Source organism: Sporomusa termitida (genome assembly GCF_007641255.1).
GTDB classification, from domain to species: Bacteria; Bacillota; Negativicutes; order Sporomusales; family Sporomusaceae; genus Sporomusa; species Sporomusa termitida.
Map to the genome: position 1 here is coordinate 1,260,498 of NZ_CP036259.1, position 23,706 is coordinate 1,284,203.

The 23,706-nt window shown below is 51.0% G+C and carries 23 protein-coding genes; all 23 read left to right on the top strand.

Annotated features, from left to right (window positions below):
* Nucleotides 1-7 precede the first annotated feature (7 nt).
* Nucleotides 8-769 (top strand): (S)-ureidoglycine aminohydrolase, encoded by a 762-nt coding sequence (gene allE / locus SPTER_RS05645; RefSeq protein ID WP_144349427.1) that lies wholly within the window; start codon nucleotides 8-10, stop codon nucleotides 767-769.
* Nucleotides 770-800: 31 nt separating this feature from the next.
* Nucleotides 801-1,850 (top strand): ureidoglycolate dehydrogenase, encoded by a 1,050-nt coding sequence (gene allD / locus SPTER_RS05650; protein ID WP_144349428.1) that lies wholly within the window; start codon nucleotides 801-803, stop codon nucleotides 1,848-1,850.
* A 72-nt stretch (nucleotides 1,851-1,922) separates the two neighbouring features.
* Nucleotides 1,923-3,281, top strand: a complete 1,359-nt coding sequence (allB, locus tag SPTER_RS05655; RefSeq protein WP_144349429.1) for an allantoinase AllB — start codon at nucleotides 1,923-1,925, stop codon at nucleotides 3,279-3,281.
* A gap of 12 nt (nucleotides 3,282-3,293) precedes the next feature.
* Nucleotides 3,294-4,646, top strand: coding sequence for an allantoinase AllB (gene allB / locus SPTER_RS05660; protein ID WP_144349430.1), 1,353 nt, complete (start codon nucleotides 3,294-3,296; stop codon nucleotides 4,644-4,646).
* A 55-nt stretch (nucleotides 4,647-4,701) separates the two neighbouring features.
* Entirely contained in the window at nucleotides 4,702-6,129 is a 1,428-nt protein-coding gene (locus tag SPTER_RS05665; RefSeq protein WP_144349431.1) for an NCS1 family transporter, read from the top strand.
* A 210-nt stretch (nucleotides 6,130-6,339) separates the two neighbouring features.
* A complete protein-coding gene (locus SPTER_RS05670) occupies nucleotides 6,340-7,257 on the top strand; it encodes an oxamate carbamoyltransferase subunit AllH family protein (protein ID WP_144349432.1) in 918 nt (305 codons plus the stop codon).
* A gap of 13 nt (nucleotides 7,258-7,270) precedes the next feature.
* Nucleotides 7,271-8,821 (top strand): acyl-CoA synthetase FdrA, encoded by a 1,551-nt coding sequence (gene fdrA / locus SPTER_RS05675; RefSeq protein WP_144349433.1) that lies wholly within the window; start codon nucleotides 7,271-7,273, stop codon nucleotides 8,819-8,821.
* The gene (locus tag SPTER_RS05680; protein ID WP_246105498.1) at nucleotides 8,814-10,229 is read left to right on the top strand and encodes a YlbE family protein; all 1,416 of its coding nucleotides are present in this window, start codon (nucleotides 8,814-8,816) and stop codon (nucleotides 10,227-10,229) included. Before fdrA ends, SPTER_RS05680 begins: the two co-directional genes overlap by 8 nt.
* 10 nt (nucleotides 10,230-10,239) lie before the next feature.
* Complete coding sequence (locus SPTER_RS05685) at nucleotides 10,240-11,832, top strand: L-lactate permease (protein WP_144349434.1); 1,593 nt, start codon at nucleotides 10,240-10,242, stop codon at nucleotides 11,830-11,832.
* Nucleotides 11,833-11,836: 4 nt separating this feature from the next.
* Nucleotides 11,837-12,007 carry a hypothetical protein gene (locus SPTER_RS24585; protein WP_170233165.1) on the top strand — a complete coding sequence of 57 codons (171 nt, stop codon included), beginning with the start codon at nucleotides 11,837-11,839 and terminating at the stop codon, nucleotides 12,005-12,007.
* 10 nt (nucleotides 12,008-12,017) lie between these two features.
* Nucleotides 12,018-13,037 (top strand): carbamate kinase, encoded by a 1,020-nt coding sequence (gene arcC / locus SPTER_RS05690; protein ID WP_144349435.1) that lies wholly within the window; start codon nucleotides 12,018-12,020, stop codon nucleotides 13,035-13,037.
* Nucleotides 13,038-13,276: 239 nt separating this feature from the next.
* Complete coding sequence (locus tag SPTER_RS05695) at nucleotides 13,277-14,512, top strand: pyridoxal-phosphate-dependent aminotransferase family protein (RefSeq protein WP_144349436.1); 1,236 nt, start codon at nucleotides 13,277-13,279, stop codon at nucleotides 14,510-14,512.
* 199 nt (nucleotides 14,513-14,711) lie between these two features.
* Complete coding sequence (locus SPTER_RS05700; RefSeq protein ID WP_170233166.1) at nucleotides 14,712-15,350, top strand: universal stress protein; 639 nt, start codon at nucleotides 14,712-14,714, stop codon at nucleotides 15,348-15,350.
* A gap of 287 nt (nucleotides 15,351-15,637) precedes the next feature.
* The gene (locus SPTER_RS05705; RefSeq protein WP_144349438.1) at nucleotides 15,638-15,967 is read left to right on the top strand and encodes a Tm-1-like ATP-binding domain-containing protein; all 330 of its coding nucleotides are present in this window, start codon (nucleotides 15,638-15,640) and stop codon (nucleotides 15,965-15,967) included.
* Between the two features lie 103 nt (nucleotides 15,968-16,070).
* Complete coding sequence (codY, locus tag SPTER_RS05710) at nucleotides 16,071-16,847, top strand: GTP-sensing pleiotropic transcriptional regulator CodY (protein ID WP_144349439.1); 777 nt, start codon at nucleotides 16,071-16,073, stop codon at nucleotides 16,845-16,847.
* An 860-nt stretch (nucleotides 16,848-17,707) separates the two neighbouring features.
* Nucleotides 17,708-17,950 (top strand): hypothetical protein, encoded by a 243-nt coding sequence (locus tag SPTER_RS05715; RefSeq protein WP_144349440.1) that lies wholly within the window; start codon nucleotides 17,708-17,710, stop codon nucleotides 17,948-17,950.
* 165 nt (nucleotides 17,951-18,115) lie between these two features.
* The gene (locus SPTER_RS05720) at nucleotides 18,116-18,442 is read left to right on the top strand and encodes a P-II family nitrogen regulator (protein WP_144349441.1); all 327 of its coding nucleotides are present in this window, start codon (nucleotides 18,116-18,118) and stop codon (nucleotides 18,440-18,442) included.
* Nucleotides 18,443-18,455: 13 nt separating this feature from the next.
* A complete protein-coding gene (locus SPTER_RS05725; RefSeq protein ID WP_144349442.1) occupies nucleotides 18,456-18,863 on the top strand; it encodes a P-II family nitrogen regulator in 408 nt (135 codons plus the stop codon).
* Nucleotides 18,864-18,927: 64 nt separating this feature from the next.
* On the top strand, nucleotides 18,928-19,755 hold the full coding sequence (gene nifH / locus SPTER_RS05730; protein ID WP_144349443.1) for a nitrogenase iron protein: 828 nt from the start codon (nucleotides 18,928-18,930) through the stop codon (nucleotides 19,753-19,755).
* Nucleotides 19,756-19,786: 31 nt separating this feature from the next.
* Nucleotides 19,787-21,355, top strand: a complete 1,569-nt coding sequence (gene anfD / locus SPTER_RS05735) for a nitrogenase iron-iron protein, alpha chain (protein ID WP_144349444.1) — start codon at nucleotides 19,787-19,789, stop codon at nucleotides 21,353-21,355.
* Nucleotides 21,356-21,370: 15 nt separating this feature from the next.
* On the top strand, nucleotides 21,371-21,721 hold the full coding sequence (anfG, locus tag SPTER_RS05740; RefSeq protein WP_144349445.1) for a Fe-only nitrogenase subunit delta: 351 nt from the start codon (nucleotides 21,371-21,373) through the stop codon (nucleotides 21,719-21,721).
* Nucleotides 21,722-21,792: 71 nt separating this feature from the next.
* Nucleotides 21,793-23,181, top strand: a complete 1,389-nt coding sequence (gene anfK / locus SPTER_RS05745; RefSeq protein ID WP_144349446.1) for a Fe-only nitrogenase subunit beta — start codon at nucleotides 21,793-21,795, stop codon at nucleotides 23,179-23,181.
* An 84-nt stretch (nucleotides 23,182-23,265) separates the two neighbouring features.
* Nucleotides 23,266-23,700 carry a hypothetical protein gene (locus SPTER_RS05750; RefSeq protein ID WP_144349447.1) on the top strand — a complete coding sequence of 145 codons (435 nt, stop codon included), beginning with the start codon at nucleotides 23,266-23,268 and terminating at the stop codon, nucleotides 23,698-23,700.
* The last annotated feature ends 6 nt before the right edge of the window (nucleotides 23,701-23,706 follow it).

The window sequence follows — 23,706 nt, forward strand, 5'->3', positions numbered from 1 at the left end:
ACACAGTATGGGATATCCCAAAGACTTATTGGTCAGCAGAGCCGTTATCAAACATGGCAGTTATGCCATCATTCCGCCGGCAGGCCTGGTGAATAATGTGATACCGGGGTTTGAACAGTGCAAAGTGTCGATTCTGGCATCGCCGAAAATGGGCGCAAGCTTTGTGCATTACCTGGTGGCAATGGAGCCGGAGGGCCGGAATACCCGGGGTTTTGGCGGTGCCGGCATAGAAACCTTTGTCTATTGTATGGCCGGAAAAATAAAAGCCCATACCGAGGCCCAGGCCGCGGTCCTGGAAGCCGGCGGCTATATGTACTGCCCGCCCGGGGACAAGCTGTTCCTGCAAAACCTGGCCGACAATGAAACCCAGCTTATTCTGTATAAACAGAGGTATGAAGCAGTAGAAGGGACCCAGCCCTGGGTTGTTGTCGGCAATGTCAATGAAATTGCCGAGAGAATTTATGACGATATGGAAAACGTCAAAATCATTGATCTGCTGCCAACTGATTTGGCGTTTGATATGAATATGCATATTCTCACATTTGAGCCGGCCGGAAGCCATCCCTTTGTCGAGACGCATGTACAGGAACACGGGGCGTATTTATTCTCCGGTGAAGGCTTGTATTATCTGGATAATGAGTGGATTCCTGTCAAGAAAGGGGATTATATCTGGTTTGGTCCGTACGTGCCACAGGCTGTTTATGCCGTAGGCCGTGAGAAGCTGTCTTATCTTTATTCGAAAGATTGCAATCGTGATGCCGCTTTATAAGGTGCAAATACTAAGGATTTGAGGTGCTGACATGAGAATAGCAAGAGCTGAATTAAAAGAACTGATGAAAAGAAAATTCTGCCGGGCAGGCTTAAACGACGAGCACGCGGATATTGTTGCCGATGTCCTGGTGCACGCCGATGCCAGGGGCGTGCATTCTCATGGCGCCATGCGGGTGGAATATTATGCCGAACGGATTGCCAAAGGCGGGACAAATACGAAGCCGCACTTTACCTTCACCAGAACCGGGCCCTGCAGCGGTATTTTTGAAGGCGACAATGGCGCCGGCCACGTTGCTGCCAAGCTGGCTATGGATGAAGCGATTAAAATGGCCAGGGAAACAGGCATCGCCGTCGTTGGGGTCCGGCGGATTGGCCACAGCGGCGCCTTATCCTACTTTGTGCAGCAAGCCGCCAAAGAGAAGCTTATCGGCATTGCCGTGTGTCAGTCAGATCCGATGGTGGTTCCTTACGGCGGGGCCGAGCCCTATTACGGAACCCATCCCATCGCTTTTGCCGCCCCCAGTCAAGACGGCAGGATATTAATGCTGGATATGGCTACCACGGTTCAGGCCTGGGGCAAGATCCTGCATGCCCGGTCCAGGCAAGAAGCAATACCGGATACCTGGGCGGTGGATGAAACCGGTGCCCCGACCACAGACCCGTTTAAAGTCAATGCTTTGGTACCGATTGCCGGTCCTAAGGGCTATGCCCTGCAAATGATGGTGGATGTTTTGTCAGGCGTGCTGCTGGGAGTTCCTTTTGGCGGTAAGGTAAGCTCGATGTATCATGATTTAAGTGAGGGACGAAATTTAGGCCAGCTGCATATTGTGATCAACCCTGAATATTTTACAGACCTGAATGAGTTTTTACAAAATATAAACCAAACGATGGCGGACTTGAATAACATCAAGCCGGCGCCTGGCTTTGCCGCGGTTATGTACCCCGGTCAGTCCAGTCTTATCAGAGAACAGAACTACGAGAGAGACGGCATTGAAATTGTGGATGATGTTTACAATTACCTTGTTTCTGATGTCATTCATAACAATGCTTATGATAAAAAAGGGGCTTTTGCCAGGTAAACAGGGCTGCAGGTTGAGCAAAGCACCCCTTTTGTCCAGGTCAGTGCGGATATTGTTAAGGGAGGTTTTACCATGTTTAATCTGGTTATCAAAAACGGCAGGATTGTAACGGCAGACCGGATTTTTGCCGCCAGCCTGTGTATCCGGGCCGGCAAAATTGCCGCCATAGCAGAGCCGGGGGCCGCTGTCACAGGCGATGAGGTCATTGACGCGCAGGGCAAGTATATTTTCCCGGGCGCTATCGACAGCCATGCTCATCTGAATGATCCGGGCTATAACTGGCGGGAGGATTATGCCCACGGTACTGCCGCCGCCGCGGTAGGCGGGTTTACCACAATCGTGGACATGCCCCTGCAGAATGAGCCGGCGCTTACTGACGGCAGCATTTTTGACAAAAAGCTGGCCCATGTTTCGTCTCAGGCTTATGTCGATTACTGCTTCTGGGGCGGGCTGGTGGACTATAATCTTGCCAGCCTGCAAGAACTTGACGAGAAGGGCTGTGTTGCCTTCAAATCCTTTATCGGTCCGGTTTCCCCGGATTACGTATCTTTAACTATCGGTCAGGCGAAAGAAGCTATGGAAATTCTACAGCAGGCCGGCGCCCGGGCCGGCTTCCACTGCGAGGATTATTCCATCATCAAATGGGAGGAAACCCGGGCCCGGAGGAAGGCTAAGCATGACTGGCAGGATTTTCTCGATTCAAGACCGGTTATTGCTGAACTGATTGCCACGCAAAACATCATCAGCCTGGCCGGAGAGCTGGGGGCCAAGATTCATATCTGCCATGTAAGCCACCCGCGAGTGGCAAAAATCATCAGGGATGCCCAGCTGGACGGGGTTGATGTTACCGCGGAGACCTGTGGCCACTATCTTACCTTTACCGATCAGGATGTAATCAAAAACGGCAGCCTGTTCAAGTGTGCGCCACCGCTGCGGGAACCGGCGGCCGTAGAAGCAATGTGGGAATATGTTAATAACGGCACCCTAAGCTGTATCGGCTCAGACCATTCACCCTGCGAACTCAGCGAAAAAAGTGAACAGAAACATGGCATTTTTGGGGCCTGGGGCGGCATCAGCGGCATCCAGAACACCATGCAGGCAGTATTCAGTGAAGGTGTGGTCAAGAGAGGCTACAGCCCGACCATCCTCGCCCGGGCCCTGAGTGCCGGACCGGCCCGCGTTTTCGGAATATACGGACAAAAAGGGGCCATTGAAGTGGGCTTCGATGCCGATCTTGTTATTTTAGATCCGGACCAGGAATGGGAGATTACCCCGGAGTCTTTGTATTATGTTAATAAAATTTCAGCTTTTGTGGGCTTAAAGGGCGTCGGTCTGCCTGTATGCACTTTGGTCCGGGGCCAGGTTGTCGCCAGCGGCGGCAAGCTTATTGGCCGGCAAGGGTTTGGCGAATTTGTTAAAAAAATAAGATAAGGGGGGAATTAGGTGAATAAGCGCTATGAGGTCATTATTCGTAACGGGCTGCTTGTTTGTCCGGAGGGGGTAATAAAAGCGGATGTTGCTGTTTGTGATGAAAAGATTGTGGAAATAGCCGAAGAAATAGCCGGCGAGGCGAGGGAAACGATTGATGCAGCAGGGCAGCATGTATTTCCCGGCATAACAGACGGACATGTGCATTTTAACGACCCGGGGAGAACCGAGTGGGAAACGATTGCGACCGGCAGCCAGGCCCTGGCCGCCGGCGGCGGCGTGCTTTACTTTGATATGCCGCTGAACTGCAGCCCCTGCACGCTGGACGCCAAAACCTTTAATGCCAAGCTGGCGGTGGCCCAGCGGGATTCTTTGGTTGATTATGGCTTTTGGGGCGGGTTTACTCCCAACAATCTGGATAAACTGGCAGAGCTGGCGGAGTGCGGGGTAATTGGCTTTAAAGCCTTCTCCTGCTTTAGCGGCATCGATGAATTCGGCCGGGCGGACGACTATACGGCCCTGGTAGGCATGGAAACACTGGCCAAGCTTGGCCTGCCGCTGATGGTGCATTGTGAGAATGCCGAAATTACAAGCGCGCTGACCGCAAAGGCGCTAATGCATAATAAAACAACAGTACGGGATTATTTTGCGGCCCGCCCGCCCATTACGGAGATAGAAAATGTTGCGCGTATGATTTCTTTGGCCGAGGAGACGGGCTGTAAACTGATCATCGCTCATATCAGCACGGCCAGGGCCGTGGCGCTTGTTACCGAGGCCAGACGCAGAGGGGTTGATGTCTGCTGCGAAACAATCGGCCATTACCTGATTCTTACTGCTGACGATGTGGAACAGCTGGGTACAGTGGCCAAATGCTCGCCCCCGATTCGCGATCCTAAAAACCAGGCGAAAATGTGGGCCCGCTTGTTAAACGGCGAGATCGCCTTTGTTTCCTCCGACCATTCACCCTGCGACCCGAAGCTGAAAGACGGGGAATTCTTAAAAGTCTGGGGGGGAATCTCAGCCTGTCAGACAACCCTGCCGGCCCTGCTGACCCATGCCGGCCATGCCCGCAAGGTTGCCCTGGAGGACATCGCCCGGCTGACTGCCCAGAATGTTAACGAAATATTTAACATTCCGGGCAAGGGGAAGATTGCTGTTGGCTATGACGGGGATTTTGCCCTGGTAGATTTGGCGAAGAGTTTTGCCTTACAGGCAGAGGACCTTTTCTACAAGCATCAAGTAAGCCCTTATGTCGGTGCCACCTTCCAGGGAACCGTGACGCAAACAATTCTCCGGGGGACAACTGTTTTTAAACATGGCCGGATTGTATCAAAACCGATTGGCAAACACGTGAGACCCAAGTTCTAAACCGATCATTCTCCGTACGGCGGCAAGAATAAAAGAGAGAAGGTGTGGTTTGACGATGTATACAAAATTAGAAAGCGGCGATTCCACAACAGTGCCGGTCCAGCCGGATATGGGCGTCGATGAGTCCCTCGGTCCGAAGCCCGCGTCCGGCCGGACGGTTGGCCCGGTCGACTATATGTTTATGTGGCTGGGCGATGGCGTTAATTTAGGCAATATGACCCTTGGAGCCAGTTTGGTGGTGGCGGGAATTGCAACCCTGAATATCTTTCAGACCTTTGCCGCCGCAATTATTGCCATTGGCATTATCTCCGGTGTGTTCGCTTTAAATGACAGGCTTGGCTACAGAACCGGCATACCCTATGTTGTCCAGCTCAGAATGTCTTTCGGGATGAAAGGCTGCATAATATCATCCCTGCTGCGCGGCATTCCTGCTATTATCTGGTACGGGTTTCAAAGCTGGATCGGCGGTACGGCGCTGAATGAAATCGCAAAAATTATTACCGGCGGCAGTTTTGACAATATTTTTGTTTGCTTTGTCGTGCTGCAGTTAGCGCAGATCGTGCTCTCGCTCTACGGCTTTCATGCCATCAAATGGGTGGAATCGGTGATATCGATTGTTATCATGGTGGCGCTGATTTATGTGTTTGGTATTCTTCTGAACGCTCACAGCGGCGTGATTGTGGAAAAATGGGTTCATGCCCAAGGCACCTGGGGCTTGCCGTTCTTTGCCTTCATCATGATGTTTATGGGAAATTATGCTGCTATTTTTTTAAGCGCAGCCGACTATTCCCGAGAACTGAAAGCCGGTATTAGTGATGCCAAGCGGGGATTTTTATACTTCCTGCCGATTCTGATAGCCTACGGTTTCGTCTTATGTATCGGGGCAATGCTGGCGGCGGCAACCGGTGTTTCTAATCCCGTAAAGGCCTTTGCCATCGTAATTAATAACCCGTATATTACCTTCTTTGTATCCGCCTTTATTGTTATGGGGGCAGTAGCCGTAAACATGGTTGCCAATATTATTCCGCCGACTTATGTGATTACGCTAATTACGAAGCTGAAGTATAAAACGGCAGTTACCATCTCCGGACTGCTGGCCTTAGGGTCCTGCCCCTGGGTGCTTGTGCAGGATTCCTCCGCCGAGGGGCTGGGGATGTTCATCCTTATCTATTCGGCATTTTTAGGGCCGATCGTGTCCATCTTACTGATCGAATACTATATATTAAGAAAGCAAACAGTAAATGTTGCCGATTTATATAAAGAAGACGGTCCCTTTGCCGGTTATAACCCCAGCGCGATTCTGGCCATGCTGATTGGCGCCGGTGCTGCCTTCATGAAAGTGGAACTGGCCTGGGTTATCGGTTTTGTTGTCGCCGGGATCGCCTATATCCTGTTAATGAAGTTTGCCTTTAAAGAATCAAGCTTCAGAAAAGGTACAATCTTTGAGGAAAGCATCAATGGGGCAACGCCGCCTAAGCCCTAAGTAACCGTTCAATAAGATAGCAAGCATCATAGTAGGAAGGGCTGCTGCCGATAGGAGCAAAAACTATGGGCAGCAGCCCCTGCTTATATTTACGGGGTGTAGCCGGGCGGTGTGCATTGTGCCTAGCGATTATTCATTTCTTTGGCGCAAATGCACTATGAATATAATTAGAAAATTCATTATAATGGAACTCAGGAAGGTGATATAGTTATGCTGCGACTTAAGGCTGCCGCAATTTCCACAGCGCTTGTACTGCCGGCGGACAATACAATTGGGCAGATAAAATCCCTCCACCGTGACTATATCAATATTTTTACTGCCGGCGGTATGGTAACTCTGGTTCGTTCCGGCCTTGATCATATTCCCTTCGGCCTGGAGGTGGACATTGCGGGCAGCTGGCTTTGTACCGGGCTGGACCAGCAACAAAAGGTATTGTACCTTGCCGATGCGATTATAATTGGTGAGACCCTGACAATACAGGGGGTGCAGCAGTGTCCGCGCTTTTCCTGCCAGTATGCTTATTATCCTGCAGCTGCCGGGAATTTTTCGCTGCGGCTGCAACTGCTCCAGCAGTTGTATCATGACACCGGCAGGCCGGGCGGCATGATGGCTTATATTGGTGAGTTTGATGCCGGGATGATGTGCAGGGCCGGAGCAATACCCGGTTTGTCCGGGGAAAAAGTGCCGCAGCTCATCCGGCTGCTGATCGCCGGTAGCCTGGAAGATCAGGAGCCTTTACTGGCCGAAGGAATCTGCGGCCTGCTTGGCCTGGGACCGGGTTCAACTCCCTCCGGCGATGATTTCCTGCTGGGCTTTCTCGCTGGTCTTATTCATACCCGGCCGCAGTGCTGCCGGCCGGCAGCGGCAAAAATGGCGCAGCTGCTGGTGCGGAACGCTCCCGGGCTAACCACCCTGCTGTCGGTTGAGTATCTGCGGTATGGCGCCCGGGGCTGGTATCATCAGCGCTTGGGGGAAGTGATACAGGCGTTTACGGACGGAACTGACCGGGAAATGCTTGATAAAGCCCGCAAACTCATGCAATTAGGGCACTTTTCCGGTGCCGACTTATTAGTAGGTTTCGTGTATGGCGGTTTTACCGCCCTGTCTGCAGGGATAACCGTGATGTGAAAGGGGTCAGTAAATGAAAATCCATAATGTAGTACGCAAAAACAACTATTATGATTCAGTTACCCTCATGCTTATTTCCAAACAGCTTAAACAAGTGGAAGGATTGGATGATGTTTCCGTTATGATGGGAACACCGGCCAATCGGGTGATTTTGCAAGAGGCTGATTTGTTAGGGCCTGAGGGAGAGAACGCCGGCCCCAATGATTTGATTCTGGCCTTCCGGGCGCCGGCCAATATTGATGTGCAGTGGGTTTTAAACAAAATTGATGAGCAGATGGGGAAAAAGGCGGCTGCCGGCGACAGTGCTGAACAGCTGATTGTCCGCTCGGCGGCTAAGGTTTATCAGGAGGACCCGGACACCAATCTGGCCTTTATCTCTGTTCCCGGTGAATATGCGGCTAGCGAAGCAGAGCGGGCCCTGAAGTATGGAAAAAATGTATTTTTATTTAGCGACAATGTTGCGGTCGAAGAGGAAGCTTATCTGAAAACACTGGCGGCCGCAAAAGGTTTGCTGGTTATGGGGCCTGACTGCGGTACCGCAATTATTAATGGTAAAGGGATTGGTTTTGCCAATAAAGTCAAAACCGGTGATATTGGCCTGATTTCCGCTGCCGGTACCGGTTTGCAGGAAGTAATCTGTTTGCTGGACGCGCTGGAACTGGGCATTAGCCAGGCGATTGGCACCGGTGGCCGGGATTTAAAGGATGCCATTGGCGCGGCGACGATGCTGCAGGCGCTCGAGCTGTTAAGCAATGACAGCAATACCCGGCTTATTGTGCTTATCTCCAAACCGCCGGCTCAGCCGGTTGTGGAGAAGATTCTGACAAGGCTGGCCGGGATCAGTAAACCCGTTGTTCTCTGCTTTCTCGGCAGTGTGATTAAGCCGGCAGCAGCCAATATAACGGTTGCCGCCACGTTGGAAGAAGCCGCAGTAAAAGCAGCGCTGCTGAGCGGTAAACAGCCGGCACTGCCTACGCCGGCAGCGATACTGAAGAACTGGGCGGAAACGGCAACCGCCAAACTGGCCTCCGGCCAGCGCTATGTCCGGGCCCTGTATGCCGGCGGGACCTTGTGTTATGAAGCCATGCTGGTATTAGGTGAAACCCTTGGGCCCATATATTCCAATATTCCCTTAGCTCCGCAGCTGCTGACCCAGACGGTTATGGTGCCAGGTCAGCATACGGCGATTGATCTGGGTGACGACCGCTTTACCATGGGCAAGCCCCATCCGATGATTGACGGCTCGCTGCGCGACGCATACATTATGCAGGTTGCCGGTGATCAGCAAACGGCCGTCATATTGCTTGATGTTGTTATTGGCTATGGTGCCGGTGAAGATCCGGCCGGGGAATTAGTGCCGGTTATTGAAAGCGCCAGACAAGCGGCCGCCGGCGGCGGCAATACCCTGGTGGCTGTGGCCTATGTCTGTGGCACCAGTCAGGATGAGCAAAACAAAGCGGTACAAACCGCAAAACTCCAGCAGGCCGGGGTGCTGGTGGCCCGGACCAATGCCGAAGCGGCCAGACTGGCCGGAATGATAGCTGGTGCAGAAAGGAATGGCTGAGATGTCAAATAATCTGTTTAATCAAAAACTGAAGGTTGTCAATGTTGGCCTGGAGCTTTTTGCCCAGACGCTGACCAGGCAGGAGGTGCCAACAACCCATGTCTCCTGGCGCCCGCCGGCCGGCGGCAACAAGGTGGTGGCTAAACTGCTGGATAAGCATGAAGAGCGAATTAATGCCGCCAATGATAAAGTCATACAAATGTACAACGATGCGCAGCCGGTACTTACCGGTGTTAAACCGGCCCATACGGTGCTGACGGGCCTGACCAGAGACACGATTTTACATGCCGGACCGCCCATCCGCTGGGAGGACATGTGCGGGCCGCTGCAGGGGGCCATCTTAGGGGCTGTGCGGTTTGAGGGTTTGGCTGAGGATGACGAAACCGCGGTACAGCTGATTAAACGCGGCCAGATAAAGCTGGCACCCAACCATCATTACGGCTCGGTCGGGCCGATGACAGGCATGATAACCTATCATATGCCGGTATTTGCGGTGAAAAACGAGACTTTCGGGAATATGGCCTACTGCTCCATTAACGAAGGTCTGGGCAAGGTTATGCGGTTTGGGGCCAATGACCCGGAGGTGATTGATCGGCTGATCTGGTTTAGGGACAGCCTGGGCCCGGCTCTCGATCAGGCGATTGGCTTAAGCGGCGGCATCAACCTAAAGGTCATTATGGCTCAGGCCGTAGCGATGGGGGATGAGATGCACCAGCGCAACATTGCCGCCTCATCCCTGTTTGCCAGAAAAATCTGTCCCCGGATTGCCCGCCTGGCCATGGATAATGCCGAGAAAGCTAAGGTAATCCAATTTATTTGTGACAATGATCAGTTTTTCCTCAATCTGGCTATGGCGGCCGGTAAAGCCACCACTGATCCGGCTAAGGGCGTACAGGACAGTTCGCTGGTTACCGTCATGTGCCGCAACGGTACAGAGTTTGGCGTCAAGGTCGCAGCTACCGGTGAAGAATGGTTTACGGCCCCCGCCAATATGCCGGAAGGCTTGTACTTCCCCGGCTACGGGCCGCAGGATGCCAATCCGGACATGGGCGACAGTGCAATTATTGAAGTAATCGGTCTGGGCGGTGTGGCTATGGCGGCCTCACCGGCGGTAGTCCGGTTTGTGGGCGCCGGTTCCCAAGCCGATGCCGTACGTTATACCAGGGAAATGGGTGAAATCTCTCATGCCAAGAGTACGCAGTTCCTGCTGGCGACCATGAATTTTGAAGGTGTACCGCTGGGGATTGATATCCGCAAGGTGGTGGAAAGCGGGATTGTACCGGTTATTAACACCGGCATGGCCCACCGGCAGCCGGGAATTGGCCAGATTGGGGCCGGGGTGGTCAAAGCACCGTATGGCTGCTTTGAAAAAGCGTTGGCGGCCTTTGCTGAAACTTTAACAGAGTAGGTGATGGATTATGTCAGTTAATTTGGTGCAGTGGCTGGCAGCACTAGTGCCGATTCTGGTGCTGCTGGTGCTCTTGCTGCGCTGCAAGTGGGGCGGCGATGAGGCGGCATCGGCCGGACTGCTGTTCTCGATACTGATTGCCTATCTGGTCTTTGGCGGCGGAATAGACATGATTGCCCTGGCTGTTGCCAAGGGGATGTGGTCCTCGCTGTCTATTATCTTAGTAGTATTTCCGGCTTTAATTATCTATGAATTGTCACAGGAATCAGGTGCCTTTGCGGTAATTCGCGCCGGCATGCAGCGCTTTACCCCGGATAAGGTGCTGCAAGTGCTGGCTGTTGGCTGGATTTTTGTCGGGTTTTTGCAGGGGATTACCGGCTTTGGCGTGCCGGTGGTGGTAGGAGCACCGCTGCTCATTAGTATGGGGGTGCGGCCCCTGACCGCCGTGCTGATTACTATGCTGGGGCAGGCCTGGGGCAATACCTTCGGGACGTTGGGAATCGCGTGGGATGGCTTGCTTAGCCAGGTGGATGTAAGTGACCCGCTGACCCTGAAGCGAACCGTGCTGTGGTCTACCGGCCTGCTGGGTGTTGTCAATCTTATTGCCGGGCTGCTGATTGCCTGCCTGGCTGGCGGTTACAAAGGGCTGAAGCGCAATGCGCTTACCGTCATGCTGCTGGGACTGCTGCAAGGGGCCGGCCAGATGGGCTTAGCCTTACTCAACCCCATGCTCTGCAACTTTGTTGTCGTATCCCTATCGTTAGGCTTAATCTTTATCATTGGCCGACTCGACTATTACCGCCGGCCGGCAGAGCTGTATGATCCGGCGGCAGAACAGCCTGATGCGGGGTTAACAGGCAATGCAATGCGTATTCAACAGGCCTTTCTTCCTTATTTGATTTTGATTGTTATTGCGGTTACGGTGCTGCTGAATAACAGCCTTAAAGGCTATTTCGGGCAGTGGAAGTTTGCCCTGGCCTTTGCCGGCAAAACAACCCTGCTGGGTTTTGCCACCCCCAGTTACCCGGCTTATGCGCCGCTGGCACCACTCATTCATTCCGGCGCCTTTCTGCTGTTGGCGGCAATGATCGGCTACGCCTGCTATGCCCGGTGGGGTTATATAGCGGCCGGCGGGCTGTCGCGCATTATGAAAAACTCGCTGAACAAAACCATTCCTTCCGCCATTGCGGTGATTGGTCTGATTGCGATGTCCAAAGTAATGGATGAGACCGGCCAGACGATGGTGCTGGCCCAGGGCGTGGCTGCCGTAGCCGGCGGAATTTACCCGATACTTGCTCCGTTTATCGGGCTGTTAGGCACATTTATGACCAGCAGCAATCTGTCTTCCAACATATTATTTGGCAGCTTCCAGCAACAGATAGCCCTGTTGCTGCAGATTGATAAGGCGCCGCTGCTGGCGGCCCAGACTGTGGGCGGGGCTGTGGGCAGCATTATTGCTCCCAGTAAAATTCTGTTAGGGACAACTGCAGCCGGAATTCTCGGCCGGGAAGGCGAGGTTATCGGCCGGGTTTTGGCCGGGGCGCTGCTGCTGTGTGCGGTTTTTGGCGTGATTATTTTCATAGCGTATCAGTTGGGGTGGTGAGAAAATGCAACAGCTGGTGATATATTTGCCGGTATTGATTATCCTGGCTTTTCCGTTATTGTACTTTGGCGGTCAGCTGGGTAACAGCGTTTGCGCAGCCGCAGGGATACTGATGCTGTTCCTGGGGATGTCGGGCCCGCTGATTAAACGCCTGTTATCAATTATAAAGAGATAGGGGGGAGTATATGCAACAGGGTATTTGTGTGGTAGCCATCGGCGGCAACGCCATTCTGAGCGAAACCGATCAGGGAACGATTGATGAGCAGATTGAGAATATCCGGCTGGTTTGCCGAAAAATAGTCGGCTTGATCCAGCAAGGGTATCAGGTTATCGTCACCCACGGCAATGGGCCGCAGGTGGGGCAAACGTTGCTGCGCCATAAGCTGTCGGCCGGTATTGTCTCTGAGGGGACACTCGATGCCTGCGGCGCCGAGACGCAAGGGCTGTTAGGCTATTTGATCCAGCAGGTATTGCGCAATGAACTGGATAAGGCCGGTTTAGCCCTGGAGGTGGCTGCGGTTGTTACCCAGGTGCTGGTAGATAAAGAAGATCAAGCCTTCCGGCAGCCGACTAAACCGATTGGCCCCTTCTATTCAAAGACGGAGGCGGAGGAAATTTCCCGGAAATATGACCGGAAAATGATCGAGGACAGCGGGCGCGGCTACCGGATCGTGGTACCCTCACCGCTACCGGTGGATATTGTTGAAAAAAATACAATATTAGCCTTGCTCAAGTCCGGCAATGTGGTGATTGCCGCCGGTGGCGGCGGCATACCTGTTGTCAGACAGGCTAACGGTCTGACGGGCATCGCGGCCGTGATTGACAAAGATGCGGCTTCCTCGCTCCTGGCCAGGATGGTTGGTGCCGACTATCTCCTGCTGCTGACCGGCGTGGAGAAGGTATGCATAAACTACCGTCAGCCGGATGAAAGGCAGCTCGATTATTTGCCGGTAGGGCAAGCCGAGCAATATCTGGCCGCCGGCCAGTTTCCGGAAGGCAGTATGGCTCCTAAGATCAGGGCCGCCGTTGAATTTGTCCGATTTGGCGGCAAGAAGGCAATTATTACCACCTTGAATAATATTTGTGCGGCTTTACAGGGGAAAACCGGGACGGCCATTGGCCTGAGTGACCAGCCGGCAGGGCCTGGCTTTCCTGACGGCACGGCAGAAAAACCGGCAGCAGAGCCGGGCGTGATGGAGGCATAGTCAGGCCGGGTGAAATACAAGACAAAGGGTGGGGCAATCTGGCGATATAAATAAGAAGCAGGATGGGCTGAAAAGTCACGTCCTGCTTCTGCATACCTGTACTGCCTTTTGTCCCGGCCGGCTGTTTATTGACTGGACAGGCAGCCTGTGGTAAGTTGAAATTAATAATTATGGTAAAGGGGACAGTTAGCCAAGCAGGCTCTGCCGGCTGCAATACCAATAAAAGGAGACATGATCTGATGTATAAAGACTTGAACACTTCTGTCCGCACCCTGATGACCCCGGGACCGGTTGAGGCTGAACCCCGGGTGTTAAGAGCCATGGGCACTCCGGTTCTGGGACAGTTTGATCCCGAATTTACTGAGATTATGAATGAAACGATGGCTATGCTCAGGGCCGTTTTTCAGACTGAAAACCAATGGGCTTTTCCGGTTGACGGTACTTCCCGGGCCGGCATTGAGGCTGTTCTCGGCAGTATTATTGAACCCGGGGACCGGGTGCTGGTTCCGATTTACGGCCGTTTTGGCCAGCTGCTTACGGAAATTGCCGAGCGGTACGGTGCGGAAGTCGTAAATATTGAGACCGGCTGGGGCCAGGTGTTTGATCCCCAGGTGGTGATCCAGGCCATGCAGCAGGTCAAGCCTAAAATTGTGGCCATGGTTCACGGCGAAACCTCAACCGGTTGTATGCAGCCGCTCCAGGCAATTGGTGAAGCCTGCCGGGCGCTGGATATTCTGTTTGTCGTCGATGCGGTAGCTACGCTCGGCGGCACAGCCGTCAAGGTGGATGAATGGAAAATTGATGCCGCTATCGGCGGCACCCAAAAATGTTTATCTGTTCCCGCCGGTATGGCGCCTCTTACCTTTAATTCCCGGATCGAGGCAGTGCTGTTAGCGCGTAAAAAGATTGAGCGGGGGTTAGTGGAGCCTGACAAATACAAGTTAAATCAAAACCGGATGATTCGCAGCAACTATTTTGATCTTAGCCAGTTAATGGATTACTGGAGCCCAGCCCGCCTGAATCACCATACGGAGGCCACCACCATGCTGTATGCTTTGCGGGAAGGGCTGCGGATTATACTGGAGGAAGGGCTTGAACCGAGGTTTGCCAGACATGCCTGGCATGAAAAAGCGCTGATCCAGGGAATTCAGGCCATGGGGTTAACCTTGTATGGGGATCCTGCCTGCAAGCTGCCGGTAGTAACTGCTGTTTCTATTCCGGCAGGGGTTGACGGCGAAGCCGTTCGCCGCATGCTGCTGGAGGAATTTCACATTGAAATAGCCAGCTCCTTCGGTCCCCTAAAAGGGAAAATCTGGCGAATCGGGACGATGGGCTATAGCTGCCGGCAGAAAAATATCCTCCATGTCTTAGGGGCGTTAGAGGCCGTTCTGCTATGGCATGGAGCAGCGATCCCTGCCGGCAGGGCGGTGCAGGCAGCATTGGCTGTGTACCGGCCACAACAATCAGCTTTATAAAGGTGTTTAATGATCATGACCCCATGCCCGCAGCTTTGTTGGGTATGGGGTCATTTTTTCGTGTTCCCGGGCAGCTGTTACCCGCTGGCTGTCAAGCCTGCGGTTGCCGGCAAGGGGAAGTTGGCTATTGACCTGTAAAAAATACCGATAGTATTAATAAAGAGGAGTATGTAGGGGCGCAGTTTTTGCGGAAACCCTATTGACGCGGAGTGAAATATATCATACTGTGGTAGTAAAGGAATACCTGAATTCCGCTGCTAATTCCGGGCCGGAAATATCAGTTTTCAGCGTGTGTTTTGGCGGCGGTTTACTGGCACTGCTGATTCGCCGGCAACAGGCTGATGCCAAGCCCTGGGCCGCCGGAGCGTCATTAGCAAAAGGGGAGGGAAGGAAAATGCTCGCTGTTAGCAATATTTTGGTTCCTGTCGATGGTTCGGAGAATTCCCGGCGGGCTTTGGCTTATGCCGGCTATCTGGCCGGCGTGTGCCAGGCATCTGTCGGCATCCTGCATGTGGTTAATCTGGCGGCGGTAATCTCCTCGGCCGGACAAAGCAATATGGGCGTATATATTCCGGACCGCGTTTTTGAGAACCTCCAGGAAGCCGGGCAGTTGATGATCGACGAGGCTCTGAACCAGCTGCCGCCTGCCGTACAGGCCCAGGGGTTTATGAAAATCGGGGCGCCGCCGGAAATTATTGTAACCTTTTGCGCGGCCAACGGCTATGATTTAATCGTTATGGGCCGTCGCGGCCTCGGAACAATTAAAGAGCTGGTACTCGGCAGTGTCAGCAGTTATGTTCTCCATCGCGCTTCCTGCCCGGTTATGGTTACGAAATAACAGGGTAAATGCCGGCCTGATTGCATGGGGGTTGGCCGGGGTAGCGGCAAGACAGCGCTGACCCCAAAATTGGCTTGCAATGTTCGACCCAAGGTATAGGAATTGTCTCCTATACCTTTTTCTTTTCCAGAAGCGTATTCCCTGAACGACAGGTCCGGAACAATACATAAACACAGGAAAATCAGACAATTATATATATGAATTTATCTGAAAATACCGTATTGTTTTATTGTGGAGAAGATACAAGCGGGGAAATACGACCATTACTTGCTGCAAGGAGGGTTTGGATGAAAACAGTGGCTATTGCCGGTACCTTTGACTCCAAGTATCTCGAGTTTGGCTATTTGCAGGAGATTATTCAAAGTCTGGGCTTACAGACCTTTATGATCCATACCGGCGTATTTGCAGCAGCAAACAGAGGCTTTCAAGGCGATAAAAAAATAGCGTTTTGGGTACCGGGCAGTGAGGCTTTTGAGGGAATTCATATAATTGCTAAACTTAGCAGATTCAGTAAGTGTTGGCAACTTATGTTAGACGCATTTATAGAAAAAACGCGAAAAAAAGTAGAACTCCTGCCAAATCTTGTCGGATGTGGCAGGAGTTCTGTATGTTTATGAGAAATAGAATATAATCCAGCGGAAAATCAGGGGTGATGAAAACAACCTTAGAAGGATTTGATATAGGATCAAAAAATATTAGCGAGAAAGGCGGGCTTGTACCGTGACGACATTATTGAGCCAGACGCGAGAAATTAATAAACTGCTCCAGGAATCGGAAAAGGTGGATTACAATAAGGTTACCAGGCTGCTCAGCGGCTTCATGTCGGCAAATGTTTATCTGATTGACAAAGAGGGGCTAATCCTCGGACATGCCTTGTATGAAAGCTTTGATTGCGGCACCATACTGGAAGAAGTGCTGGAGCAAGGTCAGTTTCCGGAAGAGTACATGAAAGTATTGCGCAGTGTGCGTGAGACCACCACCAATATTCGGCTGGAAGAGGGCTGCTGCGTATTCAGTGACCAGCTGCACTGCCATGTTGGCGAAAAGTATTCGCTGGTGGTACCTGTTGTTGGCATTGGTAAACGGCTGGGTTCGTTAGTGATTGCCAAGTTTCATATTGAATTTACCGAAAACGATCTTATGTTGGCTGAGTATGGGGCCACAATGCTGGGTATGGATCTGCTCCGGGGCCGGGTGGATAAACTGGAGGAGGACACACGCCGGCGAACCACCGTCCGGGTTGCCTTAAACACACTTTCTTATTCCGAGCTTGATGCCGCTGTAAATATTCTCAGTGCAGTCGAAGGTGATGAGGATTTGGTCGTAGCCAGCAAAATCGCCGATCAGGCCGGGATTACCAGGTCTGTTATTGTCAATGCTTTGAGAAAATTGGAGAGCGCCGGCGTGATTGAGTCCAAATCGCTGGGCATGAAAGGCACCAATATCCGGATTCTCAATGACTATCTGATTGAAGAATTAAAAAAGAAAAAGCACTAAAGGCTAAATGTAACCTGATAGATTAAGTTTGAAAACAACCAAACCGCGAGTAACGCCGGTTTGGTTGTTTCAGTTTAAAGGCATAGAACCACCAGCCTGAGTCTTTTTATTTCAATAGTTTAAATATTAAAAAAATAGTACATTGACAGTAGTCTTACCTCATTCTTACTATATTTTTGCAAAAATACAGTAAGAAGGTAAGGTATAGTTTAAGCAAACAAAAACGAATAAAAACCAATATAAACAAACTTAAACAATATGAAAATAACTTCTGAATTAGTTTTTATTTGCTGGAGTTGTGAAAAAAGATATTTATTTGCTAAAATGTTATTGACTATAGCCCGGTTTTGATGTATCTTATGTATAAATACTAATTCAGGTACAACGGGGTATCAATTAACCGTCTTAAGGTGCGGTTGGTTGATTTTTTTTTACCCGCAGACAGTAAAATAAAAAGTCTGCAGGATACCACGAATATCCGGCAGACGATAACTCAGCGAGAGGGAAAAAACCATTTGCCAATACCAGTGACACTAGGTTTATTTGGGTTACCTATTTTTGCATTAAAAAATTAATCAACAGCAAATAAACTCATCACCACAGTCAATTTTCCCAAGCAATGCAGCTTAAAAAAAAATTGATTGTGTTGAAAAGCTTAAACAGAGATTGACCGGTTAAGGAGGTGATCTGTATCGGGATAAGTAACAATACCGCGTTAAAAGCTTCATGGGTACCACGAATACCCATGAAGCACAGGCAAATCTTCTATTCCCAGTGACACCAGGTTTATTTAATTTACCCATTTTATTATAACAAGTTAGTTTTCATTTTTCAAGCAGAAAAATAGGGAGGAATAATCCATGGCAAAGGAGGCATTGCACACAGGCAGTAAATATACTGACGGCAGCAGATCTGCTGAACAAGGCGCTATTGCAGCCAGAATTATGCTTCCGGCCACGCCCGCTACAGACAAAGTCCAGGATAATCAATGCGATCCTGTCTGTAAAGCAGAGCTGATTTCTTTGGCCACCAGGGAAGAAATCAGGCAATCAGTAGCCTTAATTGACCATCTGCTCTCGCCTTACCGGTTAGCTAAAGTGTAGCTTAGGATAGAAGAAGGTTGCAACCCAATGTTGACAACCCCATCAAGAATTTATAAAAATTCAAAGCTATTTCTAAGGGATAAGAAAAATCTTTGGCTTCTGCCGGCGTCCTTAGAGGACTTGGCACAAGCTAGTTTTTCTAAAAAAATAAAGGGGTAGATTGCTATGATCATGGTTCGAGCCATTGTTAGACCGGAGAAAAAAGACGAACTGCTTGCCGAACTGTCGGCGGCCGGCTTCCATGCCGCCACCGTTGTCGATGTTGTGGGCCGCGGCAAGCAAAAGGGGATTACAATCGGCGGTGTCGTCTATGATGAGATTCCCAAGAGTCTGATTATGATGGCGGTCCCTGAAGCCAGCAAAGATGAATTGGTAGCATTGATCATCAAGCATGCCAAGAGCACGGGTGAAGGCGCATTTGGCGATGGTAAAATTTTTATCAGCCCGGTTGAAGAGGTATATACCGTCTCCACCGGTGCCGCCGGGTTGTAAGGGAGGCTGGAGTATGAAGGAGATCATTGCTGTCATCAGGATGAACAAAGTCAGCGCTACGAAAAAAGCGCTGGTGGAGGTCGGGGTGGCCGGTTTCACCGCCATCAAAGTGCTGGGCCGGGGCCGGCTGGTTGCTGATCCAACGGTCATTGCCGACCGGCGGAAAATGTTATTGACCCTGTCTAAGGACGATGCGGCCAGGACGGAAAAGTTCATTGTCGAGTTTCTGGATGGAACCCGGCTGTTTCCCCGCCGGCTGTTTACCATTCTCGCCCATGATGAGGATGTACCCAAAATCGTTGCCAAAATTATCGAGGTAAACCGCACCGATAATAAGGTCGGTGACGGCAAAATATTTATCCTGCCGGTTTTTGACGCCATTCGGGTCCGGACCGGTGAAACCGGCGATGCCGCTGTGTAACCGGCAGTGCAACCGTTACGTGCTGTTATTAAAAACAAGGATACTTTAAAGGAGCGTGCTAACAATGCCGAGAAAAATTGCGATATATGGTAAAGGCGGAATTGGTAAATCCACCACCCAACAAAACACAGCCGGGGCAATGGCCCATTTTTACAATCAGAAAGTATTCATCCATGGCTGTGATCCTAAGGCCGATTCAACCCGGCTAATCCTGGGCGGGATGAACCAAAAGACATTAATGGATATGCTGCGTGATGAGGGTGAAGAAAAAATTACCGTGGAAAAAGTAGTAAAAACAGGGTACCAGGGAATTCGCTGCGTTGAGTCAGGTGGTCCTGAACCGGGTGTCGGCTGCGCAGGCCGGGGCGTCATCACAGCCATTGATCTTATGGAGAAAAACGGTGCTTATACACCTGACTTAGACTTTGTGTTCTTTGATGTACTTGGTGACGTTGTTTGCGGTGGTTTCGCCATGCCGATCCGTGATGGTAAAGCGCAGGAGGTGTATATCGTTGCTTCCGGCGAGATGATGGCCATCTATGCAGCAAACAATATATGTAAAGGCCTGGTAAAATATGCCAAGCAAAGCGGCGTTCGCCTTGGTGGGATCATTTGCAACAGCCGTAAGGTTGACCGTGAAAGAGAATTCCTGGAAGAGTTTACCGCTGCCATCGGCACCCAGATGATTCACTTTGTACCTCGTGACAATATCGTGCAAAAAGCCGAATTTAACAAGAAAACGGTGGTCGAGTATGACGCTGAATGTGATCAGGCCAAAGAATATGGCGAATTGGCGAAAAAGATTATCGAAAATAAGAATTTTGTTATTCCTAAACCGCTCAGCATGGATGAACTGGAAGCGATGGTTGTTAAATACGGCATTGCTGATTAAATAATAAATAAGATTAAGGAGGAATGAATCCATGCCATATCATGAGTTTGAATGCAGCAAGTGTATCCCTGAAAGAAAAAAGCACGCTGTTATAAAAGGACCGGGCGAGGATTTAACATCGGCCCTTCCTCTCGGCTACCTTAATACCATCCCGGGGTCGATCTCAGAACGCGGCTGCGCCTACTGCGGCGCCAAGCATGTTATCGGTACACCGATGAAGGATGTTATCCATATGAGTCATGGGCCGGTTGGCTGCACCTACGACACCTGGCAAACCAAACGCTATATCAGCGATAACGACAACTTCCAGCTCAAATATACCTACGCAACCGATATGAAGGAAAAGCATATTATTTTCGGTGCCGAAAAGCTGCTTAAGCAGAACATTATTGAAGCGTTCAAGGCCTTCCCCGATAATAAACGGATGACCCTCTATCAAACCTGCGCTTCCGCCCTGATCGGGGACGATATCAATGCAGTCGCGCAGGAAGTCATGGAGGAAATGCCTGAGGTCGATATCTTCGTCTGCAATTCCCCGGGCTTCGGGGGACCGAGCCAGTCGGGCGGGCATCACAAAATCAATATCGCCTGGATCAATCAGAAGGTCGGCAATGTGGAACCCCAGATCACCAGCGACTATGTCATCAATTATGTGGGTGAGTATAACATTCAGGGTGACCAGGAGGTTATGCAGGACTATTTCAAGCGCATGGGCATTCAGGTGCTGTCCACCTTTACCGGTAACGGTTCCTACGATGACCTGAGATCCATGCACCGGGCCCACCTCAATGTCCTGGAATGCGCCCGTTCGGCTGAGTATATCTGCAATGAGCTCAGAGTTCGCTACGGGACTCCGCGGCTGGATATCGACGGGTTTGGTTTCGAGCCATTATCGGCCTCACTGCGGAAGGTCGGCTTATTCTTCGGCATCGAAGACCGGGCTCAGGCCATCATTGATGAAGAAACCGCCAGGTGGAAACCGGAGCTCGACTGGTACAAGGAACGCCTGAAAGGCAAAAAAGTGTGTCTCTGGCCGGGCGGTTCCAAGCTCTGGCACTGGGCGCATGCAATTCATGAGGAGATGGGGGTCGAGGTTGTATCGGTGTATTCGAAATTCGGCCATCAGGGAGATTTCGAAAAAGGGATTGCCCGGTGTGAAGAAGGCGCGCTCGCCATCGATGATCCCAATGAACTGGAAGGACTCGAAGCCATGGAGATGCTTAAGCCTGACATCATCTTCACCGGCAAGCGCCCGGGTGAGGTTGCCAAGAAGATCCGGGTTCCCTATCTTAATGCCCATGCCTACCACAATGGCCCCTGGAAGGGCTATGAGGGCTGGGTACGGTTTGCCCGTGACATTTACAATGCAATCTATTCGCCCTTGCATCAACTGGCCTTTGTGGATATCAGCAAGGATGAAATCCCGACTAATGCAGGCTTCGTCACCCAAAAAATGTTATCTGATGTGAATCTGAGCGAAGAAATAACCTCGTCCGACTCGCTGAGAGAGTATACGGGTAAATATGATATCATCTCACAATTGCGCGGAAAGACGTATCCGCAGTTTCCGCCAGCACCCCAACAGCTTGCTGTAGTGTAACGGAGGATGATAGCGATGGAGGATATGATGAAAGACAGGATTGAGCAACTGGTAGATTATATTATGAAAAAATGCCTGTGGCAGTTTCATTCCCGTTCCTGGGACCGGGAGAAACAAAACGAGGGAATTCTTACGAAAACCATGCAGCTATTGTGTGATGAGCCTGTCGATCTGGGAACCCCGACTGACAAGGTCTATTGGGTAGATGCCGTGTGTTTGGCTGACGCTTTCAAAAGCCGGTATTCCTGGCTGGCTACGATGGATAAAGCGGAGATTAAGCTGCTCATGCGGGGCCTCAAGGACCGTATGGATTACTTAACAATTACGGGATCGCTGAATGCAGAGCTTACTGACCCGCATTATTAAAAAATAAGGGAAGAGCTGTGTGCCATTACGGCGGACGCAGAACAAAACAAATAGAAAAAGGAGTAATTACTATGTTTTGTGAAGTAAAACCCAAAGAGCGTGCCGGCGTTATCAACCCGATATTTACCTGCCAGCCTTGTGGCGCGCAGTATGCCAGCATCGGGATCAAGGATTGTATTGGAATTGTTCATGGCGGGCAGGGCTGTGTCATGTTCGTCCGCCTGCTGTTCTCGCAGCATTTCAAGGAAAGCTTCGAGATTGCATCTTCCTCACTGCACGAAGATGGTGCGGTGTTCGGAGCCACCCATCGCGTGGAAGAAGCGGTGGATGTGCTCTTGATGCGGTATCCGCATGTTAAAGTTATACCGATTATCTCAACCTGTGCGACAGAGGTCATCGGCGACGATATTGACGGTGTTGTTTTAAAGCTTAATAACGGACTGCTCAAAGAAAAATATGCCGGCCGGGAGGTTCATCTGATTTCGTTGCATACCCCCAGTTTTAAGGGCAGTATGGTGAGCGGTTATGATGTTGCGGTCAAAGATTTTGTCAGCCATTTTGCGAAAAAAGATAAACCTAACGGAAAACTTAACCTGATTACAGGCTGGGTCAACCCCGGGGATGTAACAGAACTTAAGCATCTGCTGGCGGCCATGCAGGTGGAGGCGACCGTTCTGTTTGAAATTGAGAATTTCGATTCCCCCCTGATGCCTGACGGCAACCATGTATCCCATGGTGACACGACGATTGCGGACCTGACCGGGACAGCAGACGCGCTGGGAACGATTGCGCTGAACAGGTATGAAGGCGGCCAGGCTGCCACCTATCTGGAAAGGGAGTTCGATATTCCGACGATTATTGGTCCGACCCCTATCGGTATCCGCAACACAGATACCTTTTTACAGAACGTGAAAAAGCTTACCGGCAAGCCGATTCCTGAGTCACTCGTCTGGGAGCGGGGACTGGCCCTCGATGCCCTGACCGATCTGGCCCACATGTTTTTCGCGGATAAGAAGGTAGCGATCTATGGCAATGCCGATCTCGTCATCGGCCTGGCCGAGTTCTGCATCGATCTGGAGATGAAACCTGTGCTGTTGCTGCTCGGTGACGATAACACGTCTTATCCGAACGATCCCCGGATCAAGGCCCTGCAGGAAAACGTTGATTTCAACATGGAAATCATTATGAATGCCGATCTGTGGGAGCTGGAAAACCGGATCAAAAACGAGGGGCTGGAGCTTGATTTGATTCTTGGTCATTCCAAAGGCCGGTTTGTTGCTATTGACAATAATATCCCCATGGTCCGCGTAGGTTTCCCCACCTATGACCGGGCAGGCCTGTACCGCCATCCGGTTGTCGGTTATGCCGGCGCGACCTGGCTGGCTGAACAGATGGCCAATACCCTCTTTACTGATATGGAGTATAAGAAAAACAAGGAATGGGTTCTGAATGTCTGGTAAGGCATAACGGGAATTTATTAGATTCTGCCAGTTCCTGGCGCTGGTCAGGTTCTGGCAGAATCAATAGTAAAAGAGGATAGAACAATGGTTGATATGAATAAAATCGATCTTGAGGCGTTTGAAGCAGACTATCGCAGTGCGAAGATGTACCATTACCGGGCCGAACAGTTCGTGGAAGAAGGGCAGAGCTCCAGCGTGGTTTTTAATGTAGCTTCCGTTGCGCTCGAAAACTATCTGATTGCTTTATGTGATTTGTACGGGGAAGAGCCGGGAAATCACAATTATACCTGTCTTATGGATACGGTCGAAACCGTTATTGATGTTTCTGAGGTATTAAATAAGGAAATAAGATCGCTGGATTCAATATTCGGTATCTGTTCTCTGGAAAATTATCATCATGGAATTCCCGCAGAATCTGACTCGGATCGCGTACTGGCAATGTGTAATGAGGTGCGGCAGCTATTTGACCAGACCAGAATTGCCGCAGTACGGGCGGCTTTTAAAAACACCGCCGAATAGGGGTTT